The 16,819-nt window shown below is 62.4% G+C and carries 15 protein-coding genes; 7 read left to right on the top strand and 8 right to left on the bottom strand.

Annotated features, from left to right (window positions below):
* Nucleotides 1-28 precede the first annotated feature (28 nt).
* Nucleotides 29-1,084 carry an MBL fold metallo-hydrolase gene (locus ACYQ1A_RS00195; RefSeq protein ID WP_499359196.1) on the top strand — a complete coding sequence of 352 codons (1,056 nt, stop codon included), beginning with the start codon at nt 29-31 and terminating at the stop codon, nt 1,082-1,084.
* Between the two features lie 38 nt (nt 1,085-1,122).
* Here ACYQ1A_RS00195 and ACYQ1A_RS00190 read toward each other — a convergent pair whose 3' ends face one another.
* Complete coding sequence (locus tag ACYQ1A_RS00190) at nt 1,123-1,563, bottom strand: multidrug/biocide efflux PACE transporter (protein ID WP_499359195.1); 441 nt, start codon at nt 1,561-1,563, stop codon at nt 1,123-1,125.
* 89 nt (nt 1,564-1,652) lie between these two features.
* Here ACYQ1A_RS00190 and ACYQ1A_RS00185 point away from each other — a divergent pair, with 89 nt between their 5' ends.
* Nucleotides 1,653-2,519, top strand: a complete 867-nt coding sequence (locus tag ACYQ1A_RS00185) for a LysR family transcriptional regulator (RefSeq protein ID WP_499359193.1) — start codon at nt 1,653-1,655, stop codon at nt 2,517-2,519.
* Nucleotides 2,520-2,530: 11 nt separating this feature from the next.
* Here ACYQ1A_RS00185 and cobF read toward each other — a convergent pair whose 3' ends face one another.
* Genes cobF through cbiB form a run of 4 tightly spaced genes read right to left on the bottom strand, consistent with a single transcriptional unit; the run spans nt 2,531 to nt 6,089 of the window.
* Nucleotides 2,531-3,292 (bottom strand): precorrin-6A synthase (deacetylating), encoded by a 762-nt coding sequence (gene cobF / locus ACYQ1A_RS00180; RefSeq protein ID WP_499359191.1) that lies wholly within the window; start codon nt 3,290-3,292, stop codon nt 2,531-2,533.
* Nucleotides 3,293-3,331: 39 nt separating this feature from the next.
* Entirely contained in the window at nt 3,332-4,036 is a 705-nt protein-coding gene (gene arsH, locus ACYQ1A_RS00175) for an arsenical resistance protein ArsH (RefSeq protein ID WP_499359189.1), read from the bottom strand.
* A gap of 22 nt (nt 4,037-4,058) precedes the next feature.
* Nucleotides 4,059-5,099, bottom strand: coding sequence for a threonine-phosphate decarboxylase CobD (cobD, locus tag ACYQ1A_RS00170; protein WP_499359187.1), 1,041 nt, complete (start codon nt 5,097-5,099; stop codon nt 4,059-4,061).
* Between the two features lie 24 nt (nt 5,100-5,123).
* The gene (cbiB, locus tag ACYQ1A_RS00165; protein ID WP_499359185.1) at nt 5,124-6,089 is read right to left on the bottom strand and encodes an adenosylcobinamide-phosphate synthase CbiB; all 966 of its coding nucleotides are present in this window, start codon (nt 6,087-6,089) and stop codon (nt 5,124-5,126) included.
* Between the two features lie 92 nt (nt 6,090-6,181).
* Between cbiB and ACYQ1A_RS00160 the strand changes: the two genes are divergently transcribed.
* Nucleotides 6,182-7,642 carry a cobyric acid synthase gene (locus ACYQ1A_RS00160; RefSeq protein ID WP_499359183.1) on the top strand — a complete coding sequence of 487 codons (1,461 nt, stop codon included), beginning with the start codon at nt 6,182-6,184 and terminating at the stop codon, nt 7,640-7,642.
* 100 nt (nt 7,643-7,742) lie between these two features.
* Here the strand turns inward: ACYQ1A_RS00160 and ACYQ1A_RS00155 are convergent, their stop codons facing one another.
* Genes ACYQ1A_RS00155 through ACYQ1A_RS00145 form a run of 3 tightly spaced genes read right to left on the bottom strand, consistent with a single transcriptional unit; the run spans nt 7,743 to nt 10,021 of the window.
* Nucleotides 7,743-9,032 (bottom strand): cobyrinic acid a,c-diamide synthase CobB, encoded by a 1,290-nt coding sequence (locus ACYQ1A_RS00155; protein ID WP_499359182.1) that lies wholly within the window; start codon nt 9,030-9,032, stop codon nt 7,743-7,745.
* Nucleotides 9,033-9,035: 3 nt separating this feature from the next.
* Nucleotides 9,036-9,638: a cob(I)yrinic acid a,c-diamide adenosyltransferase gene (gene cobO, locus ACYQ1A_RS00150; protein WP_499359180.1), complete on the bottom strand. Its 603-nt coding sequence runs from the start codon at nt 9,636-9,638 to the stop codon at nt 9,036-9,038.
* Nucleotides 9,635-10,021, bottom strand: a complete 387-nt coding sequence (locus tag ACYQ1A_RS00145; protein WP_062225712.1) for a cobalamin biosynthesis protein — start codon at nt 10,019-10,021, stop codon at nt 9,635-9,637. The genes cobO and ACYQ1A_RS00145 overlap by 4 nt, the downstream gene beginning before the upstream one ends.
* Nucleotides 10,022-10,187: 166 nt before the next feature.
* Here ACYQ1A_RS00145 and cobW point away from each other — a divergent pair, with 166 nt between their 5' ends.
* The 4 genes from cobW (at nt 10,188) to ACYQ1A_RS00125 (ending at nt 16,729) form a co-directional block, all read left to right on the top strand.
* Complete coding sequence (cobW, locus tag ACYQ1A_RS00140; RefSeq protein WP_499359179.1) at nt 10,188-11,261, top strand: cobalamin biosynthesis protein CobW; 1,074 nt, start codon at nt 10,188-10,190, stop codon at nt 11,259-11,261.
* 4 nt (nt 11,262-11,265) lie between these two features.
* Nucleotides 11,266-15,060, top strand: a complete 3,795-nt coding sequence (gene cobN, locus ACYQ1A_RS00135) for a cobaltochelatase subunit CobN (RefSeq protein ID WP_499359177.1) — start codon at nt 11,266-11,268, stop codon at nt 15,058-15,060.
* The gene (locus ACYQ1A_RS00130; RefSeq protein WP_499359175.1) at nt 15,060-16,094 is read left to right on the top strand and encodes a magnesium chelatase ATPase subunit I; all 1,035 of its coding nucleotides are present in this window, start codon (nt 15,060-15,062) and stop codon (nt 16,092-16,094) included. The genes cobN and ACYQ1A_RS00130 overlap by 1 nt, the downstream gene beginning before the upstream one ends.
* Before the next feature lie 65 nt (nt 16,095-16,159).
* Nucleotides 16,160-16,729 (top strand): vWA domain-containing protein, encoded by a 570-nt coding sequence (locus ACYQ1A_RS00125; RefSeq protein WP_499359173.1) that lies wholly within the window; start codon nt 16,160-16,162, stop codon nt 16,727-16,729.
* The last annotated feature ends 90 nt before the right edge of the window (nt 16,730-16,819 follow it).

The following is a 16,819-nucleotide window of genomic DNA, read 5'->3' as shown; positions in this document are numbered from 1 at the left end:
CTATTCTCCGCCACCTGGAGCCTTAACAATGAACGCCCGTAACCCTGTCCAAGCCACCAGAACATCGCCGCGTTTCCAGAATGCCGAGCCAGCGCGTCCGATCAAATTCAGTTTTACCGATGTGTTTGATGTCATCCACAAATTGTTTTTCGATGCCAGCACACGCCCACCGGCGCCATTGCCGGTGGCATCCGTAGATTGGAGCGAATTTACCCAACGCGCGCCCACGCTCAAATTGATCTGGCTGGGGCATTCGACGTTTGTTTTGCATATGGCGGGCCGCACGATTTTGCTGGATCCGGTTTTCTCCGATTCGGTCTCGCCGATGGGTTTTGGCTGGAAGCGTTTTCAGGCGGCACCAGTGGCATTAGCTGACTTGCCGCAGATCGATTTCATCGTGATTTCGCATGACCACTACGATCATCTTGATGAAAAAACCGTGCGTTGTTTCGCCGACAAAAGCGCCGAATTTATTGTGCCCTTGGGCCTGGCAGACGTATTGCAGCGCTGGGGCATCGCATCCACGCGTATCAGCGAATTAAATTGGCATGACAGCGTGCAACGCGGTGATTTGCATTTTGTCGCTACGCCGGCACGGCACGAATCCGGCCGCGGTCTGTTTGATCGCGCACGCACGCTTTGGGCATCGTGGATTATCTCCACCGAACAAGAAAAACTGTTTTATAGCGGCGATTCTTCGTATGGCAAACACTTTGCCGATATCGGCGAGCGCTACGGCCCGTTCGACATTAGCCTGATCGAGAATGGGCAATATGATCTGCGCTGGGCCGATTCGCATATGCAACCGGAAGAAACCATTCAGGCCGCCATTGATTTGCGCAGCAAGCTATTTGTGCCCGCGCATTGGGGCATGTTTCAGCTTTCGACCCACGCCTGGGATGAACCGGTGCGGCGCAGCTTTGCCTTGGCACAACAGCGTGGATTGCCGATGGCGACGCCGAAATTGGGCGAGGTATTCAGCGCGGGCCAATTCCCGGTCTCGGCGTGGTGGCAAGCCGTCAAGCGGCCGGAAACCGCTGCACGCGGCTGCGCTTTATGGCGTTGCGCCGGGCAAAACGGTTAACGCCGCCCAGTCGGCACAGCGGTGAAAAGCGGCGCCCATCATGCCGCCGCTTTCCTGCGCCGACTCCACCATACTTCTCTCAGCCGGTCGTAGCCCAGGTTATACAAATAGGCATACGGCAAAAAGAACAGCAGCAATCCAACTTCCATCGCCAGCGCCTGCAGCAAAGTAATCGACAGCCACCACGCCGCCATAGGCAATACCACCGCCATCAAACCAGCCTCAAAGCCCAGCGTATGCCACACCCGCACCCACCAGGTCCGCTTGAAGCCCCAGCGCTGTTGCAGGCGATCAAATAGCGTGTTGTACGTCATATTCCACAGCGTTGCGGTCAGCGAAATTGCCAGAGTCAGCGTGCCCAACGCCAATGGCGGCTGGTCCATCAGCAGCGTGAGCGCAGGGACGCAGATCACCAGCGCGATCGCCTCAAAACAAACGGCATGCAGCACGCGCTCCAGCATACTTTTGTCATTCGACATCACAAAAACCCTACTTATTTGCAACGCTGGACTATAGGGCTTACATTTATGTCGATCAACCACCAATATCAAGCCACCGGGTTTCATATATGCAACGCGTCGACTGGGACAATATTCGGGTACTGCTGGCGGTAGTGCGCGCGGGCAACTTGCGCATTGCGGCAGAGCGCCTGCGCCTGAGTAGCGCCACCTTGTCGCGGCGGCTGGATACGCTGGAAGAACAGCTCGGTGGCAAGCTGGTGGAACGCACGTCCACCGGCTGTGAAGCCACCTCCTTGGGCCTGCGCATCGCGGCGTGGGCGGAACAAATGGAAGGCTCTGCCAACGAAATCCTGCGCGAGGCCGATACGCCGGAAGAAATCGAAGGCACGGTCCGGATTAATGCGGATGAGTGGCTGTGCTTTTTACTGACCTCGTTAATTCCGAGCATCCACCAGCGTCATCCAGCATTGCATCTGGAGATATTGGCCTCGCAATACCCATTTAATCTGGCCAAACGCGAAGCGGATATCCTGTTGCGCTATGGTCCGCCGGAAACTGGCGATTTACTGGGTAAACGGCTGGGGCAAATCGAATTTGGCTTGTATGCCAATCAGACTTATGTCGATGCCCATGCCGACGCCATTGCCCGGCGGCAATGGCAGGCGCTGGATTTTATCGGGCTGGATGAATCGCGCGCCGACCAGATGATGGATAGCTGGCTGAATGCCCTGCCCGGTGCGCCGCAGCCATGGTTGCGCGGCAATAACGCATTGAGCATTTATGACGGAGTGCATGCCGGCGCAGGATTAGGCTTGATGGCGGAATTTACCGCGCATATCAGCCCCTCGTTTTGCCGGGTGCTGGATGCGCCCGAATTAGCGCGCGAAGTCTGGTTATGCCAGCACCGCTCGCTGCGCGATAACCCACGGGTGAATGCGGTGATTGCCTTTCTGGAAGAAGTCTGGCCGGGATAAGGGCTGTACCCTTACTGTTTGATACGCTTCAATAAATACGTATCCATAATCCAGCCGTGCTGCGCGCGCGCAGCGTTTCTGACTTGTTCAATTTGCGCGGCAACGTCCTTCACCCGGCCGTGGATCAGAATTTCATCGGGCGTACCGATATACGCGCCCCAATAAATTTCATATTCGTCGCCTGGCACTTTGGTATAGCTGTTTTCAGCATCCAGCATCACCACCATGGCCGAACCATAGCCGACCATGCCGTCGGATAATCTGCGCCCGGTGGTAATTTCCACGGCACCGCCAATTTCGTTCAAAGGCACTTTATGTTGGGCGGTCAAAGCCTGAATGCTGGTAATACCGGGGATGACTTCATATTCCAGCTGCAGGCCACGACGCTGGATCAGTTGGTTCAGGATACGGATTGTGCTGTCGTATAAGGCCGGATCGCCCCAGACCAGGAATGCGCCGCATTGCCCGTCCGCTAATTCATCATTGATCAGTTGTTCAAACAATTCTTCTTTGGCCAGATTCAGATCAACCACCGCGCCGTGATAGTCGGGCACGCCGCGCGTGCGTTCCGGCAGGGTGGCCTCCACCAGGCGGTAGTCATGCTGCTGGATATAACGCTCGCAAATCTCTTTGCGTAACTGGGTCAACTTTTCTTTGGCGCTGCCTTTATCGAGGATAAAAAACACATCGGTGCGATTAAGCGCCTTTACCGCCTGCATGGTGATGTATTCCGGATTGCCCGCACCGATGCCGATGACCAGTATCTTTTTCATTTTGTTGTCCTGCTGCCAATCGGGCGTGGGCCCGCGGATTTAATCGGTTTTAGCCGCTTTTTCGGCGCGTTTTTTACGCTCGCTATAGCGGTCGGTCAAATACGGCGAGACCGCACGCGTCAACAAAGTAAATTTAAGCAATTCTTCCATCACATCCACGGTGCGATCGTAATACTCGCCCGGCAGCATGCGGCCAGCCTCATCAAATTCATTAAACGCGGCGGGCACCGAAACCTGATTCGGCACCGCCAGCATGCGCATCCAGCGGCCCTGCTGGCGCATCTGGTTAACGGCGTTAAACGAATGCACGCCGCCGCAGACTTCCATCACCGCCAGCGTTTTGCCTTGCGTGGGCCGCGTGCCACCGGCAAACAACGGAATCCAGTCGATTTGCGCTTTCATCACCCCGGTCAAGGCGCCGTGGCGCTCAGGCGAACACCAGACCATGCCTTCACACCAGCGCGCCAGTTCGCGCAATTCCAGCACTTTCGGGTGGTTTTCTGAAGCCTCGTCCGGCAACGGCAAGCCGCTAGGGTTGAACACGCGCACCTCAGCACCCATGGCGCTGAGCAAACGGGCGGCTTCTTCGCTCAACAAACGGCTGTAGGAACGCTCGCGCAATGAGCCATACAACATCAGAATGCGCGGCGCACGCGTGCTTGCGCCGGGCAGCAGCAAGGCGGCGTGCTCGGGGGCGGCAAAATGGTTCAGATCAAGGTGTGGCGGCAGTTCGGAATGGGTCACGGTCGGGCCTGAAGATCAACAATCAAAGAGGGAAAGCAGCCAGCGCCTGCGCCAGCCGTTGCCAGCCCGCTGCATCGGGCGGCAGACCAAAGCGCAGACTGGGTACGTGGTCAAAGCGGCGTACCCAGATGCCCTGCTCGGCCAGAAGGTGTTGCCAGGCGGCAGCGTCCGGCGTGCGCGTCCAGGCAAACAACGGCGTGGCGGCCACAGGCCAGCCACGTGCGGCCAGCAATTGCGCCAGGCGGGCGCCGCTCGCGCGCAATTGCACGGCGGTTGCAGTGTGCCAGGCATCATCCAGTAGCGCCTGGCGCACGATGGCGCGGGCCGGACCGGAAATCGTCCATGGCCCACGCAGCAAAGCCAGGCGTTGCAACACATCGCCCGAGGCCAGCACAAAGCCCACACGCGCGCCCGCCAGGCCGTAAAACTTGCCCACCGAGCGCAACACAATCAAGCCTTCCAGCGCGCTGTGGGCCGCCATGCTGCTGGCGTCCAGCGCATCGAAAAAAGCTTCATCGATAATCAAGCTACCGCCGCGCGCGCGCAGTTGCGCATGCCAATCCAGCAGTACGGCGCTGGGGTAAAGCTCGGCAGTGGGATTATTGGGATGGACCAGCACCAGGTGGCGCAGCGCGCTGGGCAATGCGCTGCCGGGTCGCAACACAAAGTCGGCATCGGCGGCACAATCAAGCACGGCAGCGCTTACAAAACGCTGCACCGCAAAGCCAGCGGCGGCGAATGCAGGTGCATATTCGCCATAGGTCAGCAGGCCAATGCCAACGGCACCCACCGGCAGAACGAACGGCAGCATCCGAATGGCCGCTTGCGTGCCCGCTACGGCCAGGGCTTGCGCTGCGCCATAATGCGCGGCGGCGATTTGCTCCAGATCATCGCCGTCGTCGGGCAAGCGCAACCATGCTGCGGCATCCAGCGCGGGCACTGGATAGCCGTGCGGATTGATGCCGGTGGACAAATCCAGCCACTGTGCGCGCGGGCGGCCGTACTGCGCGATGGCAGCGCCAAGATTGCCGCCATGCGCTACGGGGAAAACGGGTTGCAACATCGCGTCCTTTAACGGGGTCTGCATTTAGCGGGTGATTACAACAACAGCCAGCGCCAGCACGGTTTGCAGCGCCAACCACAGCAGAACCGCGCGTTTTACCAGATTTATCGCCCGAACTACATCCTGCGCTTGCGGTGGCTGGCCTTCTCCCAGCGTGGGCCGGGCTTCGATGGCACCGTGATACCACGCTGCGCCACCGCATAAAACCTGCAAACTCCCCGCCCCGCTTGCCATCACCGGCCCCGCATTCGGGCTGTCCCAGAGCGGCGCCTGTGCCTGCCAGCAACGCCAGGCGCTGCGCGCATTGCCGCACAAGGCATACGCCGCCGCCGTCAGCCGTGCTGGCACCCAGTTAAGCGCGTCGTCGATGCGCGCGGCGGCCCAGCCGAAGTGCAGCAAGCGTGGTGTGCGATAGCCCCACATTGCGTCCAACGTGTTGGCCAGCCGGAACGCCAGCGCGCCCGGTCCTCCGGCAAGCGCAAACCAGAACAGGGCGGCAAAAATCGCGTCATTGCCGTTTTCCAGCGCGGATTCGATGGCAGCGCGAGCTACGGCTGGCGTATCGGCCTGGCTGAGATCGCGGCTGACAATGCGTGCAGTCAGGCGGCGCGATTCGGCCAGATCGCCCGCCAGCAAGGCGGTGGCAATCGGGCGGATATGTTCGTCCAGGCTGCGTGCGCCCAGCGCAAACCACAGCAACAGTGCATGTAACAACCACGCCAGCGGCCACGGCAACAGCCAGACCAGCGCGCTGGCCAGCGCCACCGGCAACATCACCATAACCGCCCATGCGCCCACACCCGCTATCCGCGCCCTGACCTTCGCGCGCGCAGCGGGCTGCACCCGGTCCGGATTTGCGCTGCGTTCCAGTTTTTGCGCCAGCCCGCCAAAGCCCACCAGCGGATGCCAACGGCGCGGCTCGCCCAGCATGCGGTCTATGGCTACGCCCGCCCAGGTCAGGGCGCACAGGCTGAGCAGGTCAGGCCACATGGCGGACGGCCTCACGCGGGCGGATTAAATGAGGGATGGCATAATGCCGCAGGTTTTTACGCATTGCTTGATCTGAACGAAGGAAAGTCGAAATGTCCGGCGCGTTGATGATACAGGGTACGAGCTCCGATTCCGGCAAAAGCACGCTGGTGGGCGCTTTGTGTCGATTGGCGCACCGACGCGGCTGGCAGGTGGCGCCGTTCAAGCCACAAAACATGTCACTCAACAGTGCCGTCACCGTAGACGGCGGCGAAATCGGCCGCGCTCAGGCGTGGCAGGCGTTGGCAGCGGGTATCGCGCCCGAGGTCGATATGAACCCGGTGTTGCTCAAGCCCAATAGCGATATCGGGGCGCAAGTGATTATCCACGGCCATGCGGTCGGCAATTACAACGCGGTGGCGTATCACGCGTTCAAACCCAAGGCGTTGCAAGCGGTACTGGCCTCGTTCGGGCGTCTGCAGCAGCGCATGGATTGCGTGCTGATCGAAGGCGCGGGCAGCCCGGCCGAGGTTAATCTACGCGCCAACGACATCGCCAATATGGGCTTTGCCGAGGCCGCCGATGTGCCGGTGATACTGGTCGCCGATATTGATCGCGGCGGCGTGTTTGCGCAAATAATCGGCACGCTGGCGTGCTTGTCGGAGGCCGAGCGCGCCCGCATCAAAGGCGTCGTCATCAACAAGTTTCGCGGCGATGTGGCCTTGCTCAAACCGGGGCTGGATTGGGTAGAAGCGCAAACCGGCAAACGCGTGCTGGGCGTGGTGCCGTTTGTGCCGGGGCTGTGGCTGGATGGCGAAGACATGCTGCCCAGCGCGCGCCGTGCTGCCGCCAGCACGGCGCATGCGCTACGCGTGGTGGTGCCCGCGCTGCCGCGCATTTCCAACCACACCGACTTCGATGCGCTGCGGGCGCACCCGCAAGTGGACTTCAGCTATGTGCGAGCGGGCGAGTCGATCCCCCCGGCCGATCTGGTGATCCTGCCGGGCAGCAAAAGCGTGCAGCGCGATCTGGCCTGGTTGCGCGCCAATGGCTGGGACGCTTATCTGCAGCGGCATTTGCGCTATCAGGGCAAGGTAATCGGCGTGTGCGGCGGCATGCAGATGCTGGGGCGCGAACTGCATGATCCGCATGGCATCGAGAGCGAGGTGGTCACAACGGCGGGTCTGGGCTTGCTGGATTATGTGACGACGCTGGAGCCGGAAAAGCAGCTGATCAACACCACGGGCCAGCTGGCGTTTGCGGCAGCACCGGTGCGCGGTTATGAAATCCATATGGGCGTTACCCACGGCCCGGCGCTGGCCAACCCGGCGCTGTATCTGGGCGAGCCACCACGGCCCGAAGGCGCGCTGTCGGCCGATGGACAAGTGCTGGCGACTTATCTGCATGGTCTGTTCGATGCGCCCGCAGCGTGCGCCGCGCTGTTGCGCTGGGCTGGGCTGAACGACGTAGCGCAGATAGACCACGACGCGCGGCGCGAGCAATCGATCGACCAACTGGCCGACGCGGTCGAGGCGGCGCTGGATATGGATGCGATCTGGGCGCTGCTGGGTTAAGCCCCTGGCTTATGGGTGGGTCTCGACCCACCACGCAAAGTGGCATCTTGAGCCATCGCACTCCGAACTATCGGCTTTGAATGGTGGGTCGAGACCCACCCTATGAAAATAGCGCGGCGGTGAATTCGGGGTTGGAGGGCCAGTACGCGTGCATATACGACGCGGTGATCGGGCCATGCCGGTACCACGCCTCGCCCGCTTTGCCGCTGTCCGGGTTGGCGGCCACGCGCCACGGCAGCAGCGGCGTGGCGAAAGTGGAATAGTGAAAAGTATGCCCGCGCAGCACGCCATGCTCGCTGTCCACCACCTGCATCCCCAGCGCCGCAAAGCGCGTTTGCATGCGCGCCTGGCCGGGCAACAAGCCCAGCATGGCAACGCGATTTCCGGCCACATCGGTCAGCGCATCGGCCAGATACAGCATGCCGCCGCACTCCGCCAGCAACGGCCGCCCCGCCGCCACGTGTGCGCGCAGCGAGGCTGCGGTGCTGTGATGGCTGGCCAGCGTCGCCGCATGCAATTCCGGATAACCGCCCGGCAAGTACACCGCATCGCACGCGTCGGGCAGCGCTTCATTATGCAGCGGCGCAAAGAACGCCAGTTCGGCGCCCATGGCCCGCAGCAAATCCAGGTTGGCTGGATAGATAAACGAGAACGCCGCATCGCGCGCAATGGCGATGCGTTTGCCCGCCAGCAATGGGGGCACACGCGTCATCGCCGCGGGCGTGGCAAATTCCACCTGCGGCGGCAATTGCGCCAGCGCGGTCGTGGCAATGGCATCGGCGGCACGTTCAAGCCGCGCTTCCAGGTCATCGATTTCGGCCGGTTGCTGCAAGCCCAGATGACGTTCAGGCAGGCTTAACGCCGTCTCCGCCGCCACATGCCCCAGCCAGCGCAAATCTGCTGGCATGGCCTGTTGCAGCAATTCGGCATGGCGGGCCGAGCCCACCCGATTAGCCAGCACGCCATAAAACGGCAGGTCATCCCGAAAGTGCGCCAGACCGTAGGCGATTGCGGCAAAGCTTTGCGCCATACCCTTGGCGCTGATCACGGCCAGCACCGGCACGCCCAACGCGATGGCCAGATTAGCGCTGCTGGGCGTGCCATCGTACAAACCCATCACCCCTTCGATCAGGATCAGATCGGCCTCGGCCGCCGCTTGCGCCAACAACTGGCGGCAACCGTCCGCGCCCACCATGCCCAGGTCGAGGTTATAAACCGGCTGGCCGCTGGCGCTTTGCAGCCATTGCGGATCAAGAAAATCCGGCCCGGTCTTGAACACGCGCACGCGGCGGCCCATGCGGCGGTGATAGCGCGCCAGGCCCGCCGTGATGGTGGTCTTGCCCGAGCCCGAAGCAGGCGCGCTGATCAGCAAGGCGGCACAGCGGCTCATGCTTTAGAACTCCACGCCACGCTGCGCCTTGACGTGTTGTTCACGATAGGGATGTTTGACCAGCGTCATCTCGGTGACCAGGTCGGCCGCTTCGATCAGCGCTTCCGGCGCGTGGCGGCCGGTGACCACGATATGCAGCATCTCGGGCCGCGCGGCAAACACGCTCAGCACTTCGTCCAGCGGCAGATATTCGTATTTGAGTACCGTGTTCAGCTCATCAAGTATCACCATCTGATAGTCACCGCTGGCTATCATGCGGCGCGCTTCGTCCCAGCCTTTGCGCGCGGTGGCGATGTCTTTGCTGCGGTCTTGCGTATTCCAGGTGTAGCCATCGCCCATGGTGACAAAATCACAGGTGGCTACCGCGCCCAGAAAGTCGCGTTCAGCGGTATGCAACGCGCCTTTAATAAACTGCACCACGCCCAGTTTCATGCCATGGCCCAACACGCGCACCGCCATGCCAAAAGCGGCGGTGGATTTGCCTTTGCCGGTGCCGGTGTTCACCATCAGCAAGCCTTTTTCAATGGTGGCTTCGGCCTGTTTTTTTTCATGGCCGGCTTTACGGCGCTCCGTCATACGCTGATGCGCGGCGGGGTCGGTTTTCATTGCGAACTTCCTGTTTGAGCGATGGCAACAGTCACGCCATCAAGTCGAAATCGAGGTAACACCAAAGCGGCGCCGCCTGCCGCCAGCAAAGCACACGGCTCGCTGACGCCGTTAACACCCAGTTGCGTCAGCGCTGCGGCGGAGGGTATCCAGCTAACGGGTACGGCGTTGATTTGCGCGGCGCTAAACACCTGCAACGGCAGCGCGTGCTCGCGGCAAAATGCCAGCAAACCGGGGTGATGGCGTTTGCGTTCCAGCGTGGCTATTACGGCAATGTGCTCAACGCGAGCGTGCACGGCGGATAAGGCAGCGTGTACCGCCGCGGCAATCTGCTGTGCCGTGGCTGCCTGCCTGCAGCCGATGCCTACCGCCCATTTCCGCATATCGCGCCACACCCGCTGATGAAAAATTCTGCGCGCTGGCATGAATGGCGCTAGATACCCGCCCGCGCCAGCGCTGGTAGAATCATACCGTAACTATTACCAGACACGCCCGGCGCCCCGCCTGCGCCCGTCCCAGCGTGCCCCACCCCATCCCGGAGCTTTATTCATGCAACTGCGCAAAATTCCCGTCACCGTTGTCACCGGCTTTCTCGGCAGCGGCAAAACCACGCTGCTGCGCCACATCCTGCAACACGCGCAAGGCCAACGCATTGCGGTCATCGTCAATGAATTTGGCGAACTGGGCATCGATGGCGAAATCCTCAAAGGCTGCGGCATCGGCTGCGATGAGGCGGGCAACGAAACCGCAGGCCAGCTGTATGAACTCGCCAACGGCTGCCTGTGTTGCACGGTGCAAGAAGAGTTCTATCCGGTGATGGAAGCGCTGAATGAACGCCGCGAGCAGATCGACCACGTGCTGATCGAGACCTCCGGCCTGGCCCTGCCCAAGCCGCTGGTGCAGGCGTTTAACTGGCCGTCAATCAAGAACAGTTTTACCGTCGACGCCGTCATCACCGTGGTGGACGGCCCCGCCACCGCGGCCGGCCAGTTTGCCGAGAACCCGCAGGCGGTGGATGAGCAACGCCAGGCCGACCCCAATCTGGACCACGAATCGCCGCTGCACGAGTTGTTTGCCGACCAGCTTTCGGCGGCTGATCTGGTCATCCTTAACAAAATGGATCAGCTTGACCCGGCGCATGTGGCTGCGGTAGAGGCCACCATCCGCGAAGACATCCCCGCCCACGTCAAAATCGTGCGTGCGCAAAACGGCCAACTGGATCTGGCCACGCTGCTGGGGCTGGAAGCGCGCTCAGAAGACGGCATCGAGCAACGCCATGGCCATCACGGCTCGGCCGATGATCCGGACCATCATCACGATGATTTTGATTCGGTGGTGGTGCACGCCGAAACCCGTTCGCGCGATGCCACCATTGCTGCTTTGCGCAGCCTGGTCGAAGCGCACGACATCTATCGCGTAAAAGGCTTTGCCGCCCTGCCCGATGCGCCGATGCGCCTGGTCATCCAGGGCGTGGGCACGCGCTTTGACAGCTATTTTGATCGGCGCTGGCAAGCGGGCGAAAACCAGAGCAGCCGCTTTGTATTGATTGGCGCCGAGCTGGACCAGGCCACCTTGCAACAAGCGCTGACCGACGCGCTGGCCCACGCCACGCAAGCGGCCTGATCGCATGCATTTGCTGCGTACCACGCCAGGCGGTTTTGTTGATGACAGCGCGGGCGTCATCCGCATCGAGCAAGCGCCGGCGCAGATTGTGGTGCTGAGTTCGGCCGACACCACGCTGGCCCTGCTGGCTGGCGCGGTGGCGCGGCTGGGGCCGGATTTCCCCAGCGTACGGCTGGCTAACGTGACCTTTCTGCGGCAACCGGCTTCGGTCGATTTCTATATCGATGACGTGCTGCAACACGCCCAGGCCGTGGTGATTGATCATCTCGGCGGCGAGAGTTACTGGCCCTATGGCATCGAGCAAGCCATGGCGCTGGCGCGGCGCAAAACGCAGGCACTGGCGATGTTCTCCGGCGACTTGCAAGAAGACCCGAATCTGATCGCCAAAAGCAGCGTGCCCGCGGCGTTGTGCCAGCAACTGTGGCGCTATTTGCGCGAAGGCGGCGCGCAGAATGCCGAGGCGTTTTTGCGCGCGATTGCCTTCCATACCCTGGGCTGGGGCAGCGAACCGGCTGCGCCACGCGCCTTGCCCGCCGCGTCTATCTATCTGCCCGGTGTGCAGCAAGCCAGTGTGGCCGACTGGCAAACGCGCTGGCACGCCCACGCGCCGACCGTGGCGCTGGTGTTTTACAAAGCGCATCTGCAAGCGGCCAATACCGCCGTGTTTGATGCGCTGATTGATGCGCTGCTGGCGGCCGGCCTCAACCCGCTGCCGCTGGCGGTCACCTCGTTGAAGGATGCGATCAGCCAGCAAGTCAAGCGCCAGCTGTGCAATGAGCAGAATGTGGCGCTGGTGCTGAATACCACCGCCTTCGCGGCCGGTGCGTTGCAAACCGGGCCAGGCCACGATGACCCCGCCCCGCTGGATCTGTTTGGCGACGCGCCGGTGCTGCAAGTCATCCTGTCCGGCAGCAACCGCGAAGCGTGGCAAACCGACAACCATGGCCTGAACTCGCGCGATATCGCCATGCATGTGGCGCTGCCCGAAGTCGATGGCCGCATCATCACGCGGGCCATCAGCTTTAAAGGCCTGGCCTACCATTGCCCGCACACCCAGGTTGATGTGGTGCAGTACCAGCCCGACCTGGAGCGCATCGATTTTGTGGTGGCGCTGGCGCAGCGTTGGTGTCGGCTGCGCACCCAGCCCAATGCCGAAAAAAAACTCGCGCTGATCCTCGCCAACTACCCGATGAGCGAAGGCCGCATCGGTAACGGCGTCGGGCTGGATACGCCCGCTTCGGCGCTGGGCGTATTGCAGATGCTGGCGGACCAGGGCTATCAGATCGGTGACTTGCCACGTGATGGCGACGCGCTGATTGCGCAGCTTACCCAAGGCGTTACCAACGACCCCGACACCCGCGCCCTGCGCCCGGCATTGCAAAGCTATGCGCTCAGTGATTACCTGGCACAACTGGCGCTGCTGCCGCCAGAGATCAAAGCCGCCATCGACGCGCGCTGGGGCGAGCCCCACGCCGACCCCAGCTTGCGCCAGAACCGCTTTGTGATTGCCGGTTGGCGCTGCGGGCATGTGTTTGTCGGCATCCAGCCGTCGCGTTCCCGGGGCGAGGCCGATTACGCCAGCTACCACGATGCCGAGCTGGTGCCGCCGCATGCCTATCTGGCCTTCTATTTCTGGTTGCGGCAGCACTGGCAAATCGATGCCGTCATCCACTTGGGCAAGCACGGCAATCTGGAATGGCTGCCGGGCAAAAGCGTCGCGCTCAGCCCCGTTTGCTGGCCCGATCTCATCCTCGGCCCTTTGCCACATCTGTACCCGTTTATCGTCAACGATCCGGGCGAAGGCTGCCAGGCCAAACGGCGCGCACAGGCGGTCATCATCGACCATCTGATGCCGCCGCTGACTCGCGCCGAAAACTATGGCCCGCTGCAGGATCTGGAACGTCAGGTCGACGAATATTACGAAGCCTTGATGGTCGACCCGCGCCGCGCCCGCTTGCTGCGCCAGACCATCCTGCAGGCCATCAAGCACAACAAGCTGCACGAAGAACTGAGCATGGCTGCGCCGGACGCGGATGAGGATGCGCTACTGACCCGCGTCGACGCCTGGTTGTGCGAGCTGAAAGAAGCGCAAATCCGCGATGGTCTGCATATCTTTGGCGTATCGCCGCAGGGGCGGCAGCGGCGCGATACCTTGCAGGCTTTGGCGCGTTTTCCGGTGGGCGATGGCCAGGGCGCCAACGCCGGTTTGATCGCCGCCCTGGCGCACGATCTACAGCTGGGCGCGCAGTTTGATCCGCTACAGGCGGACTGGGCCGCACCATGGCACGGGCCGCGCCCCGCCATCCTGAGCAATATCCTGCCCGATGCCTGGCGCCATACCGGCGACACGCGCGAGCGCCTCGAAGCGCTGGCCAGCCACCTGCTGCAACAGCTAGCCGCAGGCGCGCCGGTCGACGTGATCGGGGCACAATCCAGCGCGGTTCTGGCCCGCGTACAAAGCACGCTGGCACCGGCGCTGGACGCCTGCGGCCCACAAGAAGCGCTACAGCTGCAACGTGGCCTGGCCGGGCGGTTTGTGCCGGCTGGCCCCAGTGGCTCGCCCACGCGCGGGCGGCCCGATGTGCTGCCCACCGGGCGCAACTTCTATGCCGTCGATACCCGCGCCCTGCCCACCCCTGCGGCATGGTCGCTCGGGGTTAAATCGGCGCAGCAATTGCTGGAACGCCACCTGCAAGATCACGGTGATTTTCCGCGTGCAGTGGGGCTGTCGGTATGGGGCACCGCCACCATGCGCACCGGCGGCGATGATATTGCGCAGGCTTTGGCCTTGCTGGGCGTACGGCCCAAATGGGCGCAAGGCAGCCATCGTGTTACCGACTTTGAAATCCTGCCGCTAGAGATCTTTGACCGCCCGCGCATCGACGTCACGCTGCGCGTATCCGGCTTTTTTCGCGATGCCTTTGCCAATCTGATCCATCTGTTCGACGCCGCCGTGCAAGCCGTGGCGGCGCTGGATGAACCCGAAGCGGTTAACCCGATCCGCGCCCGCATCCTGCGGGAACGCGATGCGCTGCAAGCGCAAGGCATGGCCGCGGATGAAGCGCGGCGCCAGGCCGGATGGCGCGTGTTTGGCGCGCGGCCAGGCAGTTATGGCGCCGGGCTGCAAGAACTGATCGATCAGCGCCAGTGGCACAGCGATGCCGATCTGGCCGCGGCCTATCAACACAGCGGCGGTTACGCCTATGCGCAACACAGCGACGGCGAAGCCGCGCATGCGCGGTTTGGCCAGCGCCTGGCGCAACTGGATGTGGTGCTGCAAAACCAGGACAGCCGCGAACACGATGTGCTCGATTCCAACGATTACTATCAGTTTCAGGGCGGCATGACGGCGGCGGTGCGGCATTTGTCCGGGCAGCAACCCAGCATTTATCACGGCGACCACAGTAATCCGGCCGCACCCCGCATCCGCACCTTGCAGGAAGAAATTGCCCGCGTTATCCGCTCGCGCGTGGTCAATCCCAAATGGCTGGATGGGGTAAAACGCCACGGCTACAAAGGCGCGGCCGAAATCGCCGCCACCGTTGATTATCTGTACGGTTACGACGCCACCGCGCGCGTGCTGGCTGACCATCAATATGCGCTGGTCACCGACGCTTATCTTAACGACGCCGCCACCCGCGAATTTTTGCAGCAGCACAATCCCCATGCTTTGCACGGCATTTGCGAGCGTTTGCTCGAAGCCATGCAACGCGGTTTGTGGCAACAGCCGGGCGCGTATCGCGACCAGGTTGAACAGCATTTACTGGCCAGCGAACAACAGCTGGAAGGACGCCTCTGATGACACTTTCCCCGGCCACCGTGGCCGCACCGCTGGCGTTTCCGTTTGCGGCCCTGATCGGCCAGACCGAGTTGCAACAAGCCTTGTTGCTGGCGGCAATCGACCCGGGCCTGGGTGGCGTGCTGGTGAGTGGCCCGCGCGGCACGGCCAAATCAACCGCTGCGCGCGCACTGGCCGAACTGCTGCCCGAAGGCCAACTGGTGACGCTGCCCTTGGCCGCCAGCGAGGATCGCGTGACCGGCTCGCTCGATCTGAATGCGGCGCTGCAAGATAACGCCGTGCGTTTTGCCCCCGGCTTGCTGGCGCGCGCGCATCAGGGCGTGCTGTATGTGGACGAAATCAATCTGCTGCCCGACGCGCTGGTCGATACCCTGCTCGACGCCGCCGCCAGCGGCATCAATACGGTGGAGCGTGACGGCGTGTCGTACAGCCACGCCGCGCGCTTTGCCTTGATTGGCACCATGAATCCGGAAGAAGGCGAATTGCGGCCGCAATTGCTGGATCGCTTCGGCCTGATGGTGCAGCTGGAAAACTGTTTTGATGCGGGCGTGCGACAACAAATCGTCAAAGCGCGCCTGCAGTTTGAACTGGACCCGGTGGCGTTTCGCGCTGGTTACGCCGAACTGCAACGTGCACTGACCGAGCAAATCCACGCCGCACGCGCACGGCTGAATACGCTGGCGTTTAGCGATGCGGTGCATGCGCACGTCAGCGCGCTGTGCATCGCCGCCCAGGTGGACGGCTTGCGCGCCGATCTGGTGATGTTGCGCGCGGCGCGGGCGCTGGCGGCGCTGGAAGGCGCGGCGGCGATGACGCTGGCGCATGTTGATACGGTGGCGCCGGCGGTGCTGCGGCATCGGCGTGGTCATGACAGCGCACCACCGCCGCCTGCGTCATCGCGGCCACCGGCTAGCGCGGCCGCCACGCCCACTGAGCCGGCTGCGGCTGAAGGCGATTGGGGCTATCTGCCGCCGCAGAACACCGGGCTTACCGCCGTTAAAGCGGTGCTACCGCTGTCGGCAAAAAAAACCTGAGCCATCGAAGCAAAGCCGCCGCTACGGTGCGTAGCGGTGCCCGGTGGCAACAAGGCAAAGGTAGCGTGCGCGCGGCATATGGCGCGGCCGGCCCACGCCTGCACTGGCCACGCACCTTGCAGGCCAAGGCGGGTGCGATGCTGGCGGCCGAACACTTGCGCTATCAAGCGCAACGCGCGCCTGCAGGCGTGCTGCATTGTTTTGTGCTGGATTGTTCGGCGTCGATGTTGCGCGGCGAACAACTGGCGCTGGCTAAAGGTTGGTTGGCGTCGATGTTCGATCAGGCGGCGCAACAACGCGCGATGGCAGCGCTGATCTGTTTTGGCGGACAACAGGCCGACCTTCGCTTTGGCCCGGCCGTGCCGCGCTGGTGGAACGAACGCTGGCTTGCGCCGTTGACGGGCGGCGGCGGCACACCTTTGCGGCTGGCGCTGCACAAGGCCGACGCGCTACTCGCCCGCGCCGCCCGGCTGCACCCGGCGCAACAACGGCATCTGTGGCTGCTGACCGACGGCCGCAGCACCGAAACGCCCAGCCGCCCCAGCCACGCCGATGAAATCCACATTGTGGACTTCGAAACCGGCCCGCTGCGGCTGGGCCGCTGCGCCACGCTGCGCACAGCGTGGAAGTTGTAATTCAGCCACCGCGCTTCATAGGGTGGGACTCGGCGTCCCCGTCATGACCCACCATTCAAAGCCGCGAAGAAGAACATGCCCTCTCCTGCT

The sequence above is a fragment of the Silvimonas sp. JCM 19000 genome, from assembly GCF_054652575.1.
This window is presented reverse-complemented; position numbering and strand designations above follow the sequence as displayed.

Excerpts from the sequence above, each read along its gene's own strand:
- ACYQ1A_RS00195 (WP_499359196.1), top strand. The coding sequence starts at position 29 with ATGAACGCCCGTAACCCTGTCCAAGCCACCAGAACATCGCCGCGTTTC.
- ACYQ1A_RS00145 (WP_062225712.1), bottom strand. The coding sequence starts at position 10,021 with ATGCGGAAATGGGCGGTAGGCATCGGCTGCAGGCAGGCAGCCACGGCA.
- cobD (WP_499359187.1), bottom strand. The coding sequence starts at position 5,099 with ATGTTGCAACCCGTTTTCCCCGTAGCGCATGGCGGCAATCTTGGCGCT.
- ACYQ1A_RS00130 (WP_499359175.1), top strand. The coding sequence starts at position 15,060 with ATGACACTTTCCCCGGCCACCGTGGCCGCACCGCTGGCGTTTCCGTTT.
- cobO (WP_499359180.1), bottom strand. The coding sequence starts at position 9,638 with ATGAAAACCGACCCCGCCGCGCATCAGCGTATGACGGAGCGCCGTAAA.
- cbiB (WP_499359185.1), bottom strand. The coding sequence starts at position 6,089 with ATGTGGCCTGACCTGCTCAGCCTGTGCGCCCTGACCTGGGCGGGCGTA.
- ACYQ1A_RS00155 (WP_499359182.1), bottom strand. The coding sequence starts at position 9,032 with ATGAGCCGCTGTGCCGCCTTGCTGATCAGCGCGCCTGCTTCGGGCTCG.
- ACYQ1A_RS00190 (WP_499359195.1), bottom strand. The coding sequence starts at position 1,563 with ATGTCGAATGACAAAAGTATGCTGGAGCGCGTGCTGCATGCCGTTTGT.
- cobF (WP_499359191.1), bottom strand. The coding sequence starts at position 3,292 with ATGAAAAAGATACTGGTCATCGGCATCGGTGCGGGCAATCCGGAATAC.
- ACYQ1A_RS00185 (WP_499359193.1), top strand. The coding sequence starts at position 1,653 with ATGCAACGCGTCGACTGGGACAATATTCGGGTACTGCTGGCGGTAGTG.
- ACYQ1A_RS00160 (WP_499359183.1), top strand. The coding sequence starts at position 6,182 with ATGTCCGGCGCGTTGATGATACAGGGTACGAGCTCCGATTCCGGCAAA.
- cobN (WP_499359177.1), top strand. The coding sequence starts at position 11,266 with ATGCATTTGCTGCGTACCACGCCAGGCGGTTTTGTTGATGACAGCGCG.
- cobW (WP_499359179.1), top strand. The coding sequence starts at position 10,188 with ATGCAACTGCGCAAAATTCCCGTCACCGTTGTCACCGGCTTTCTCGGC.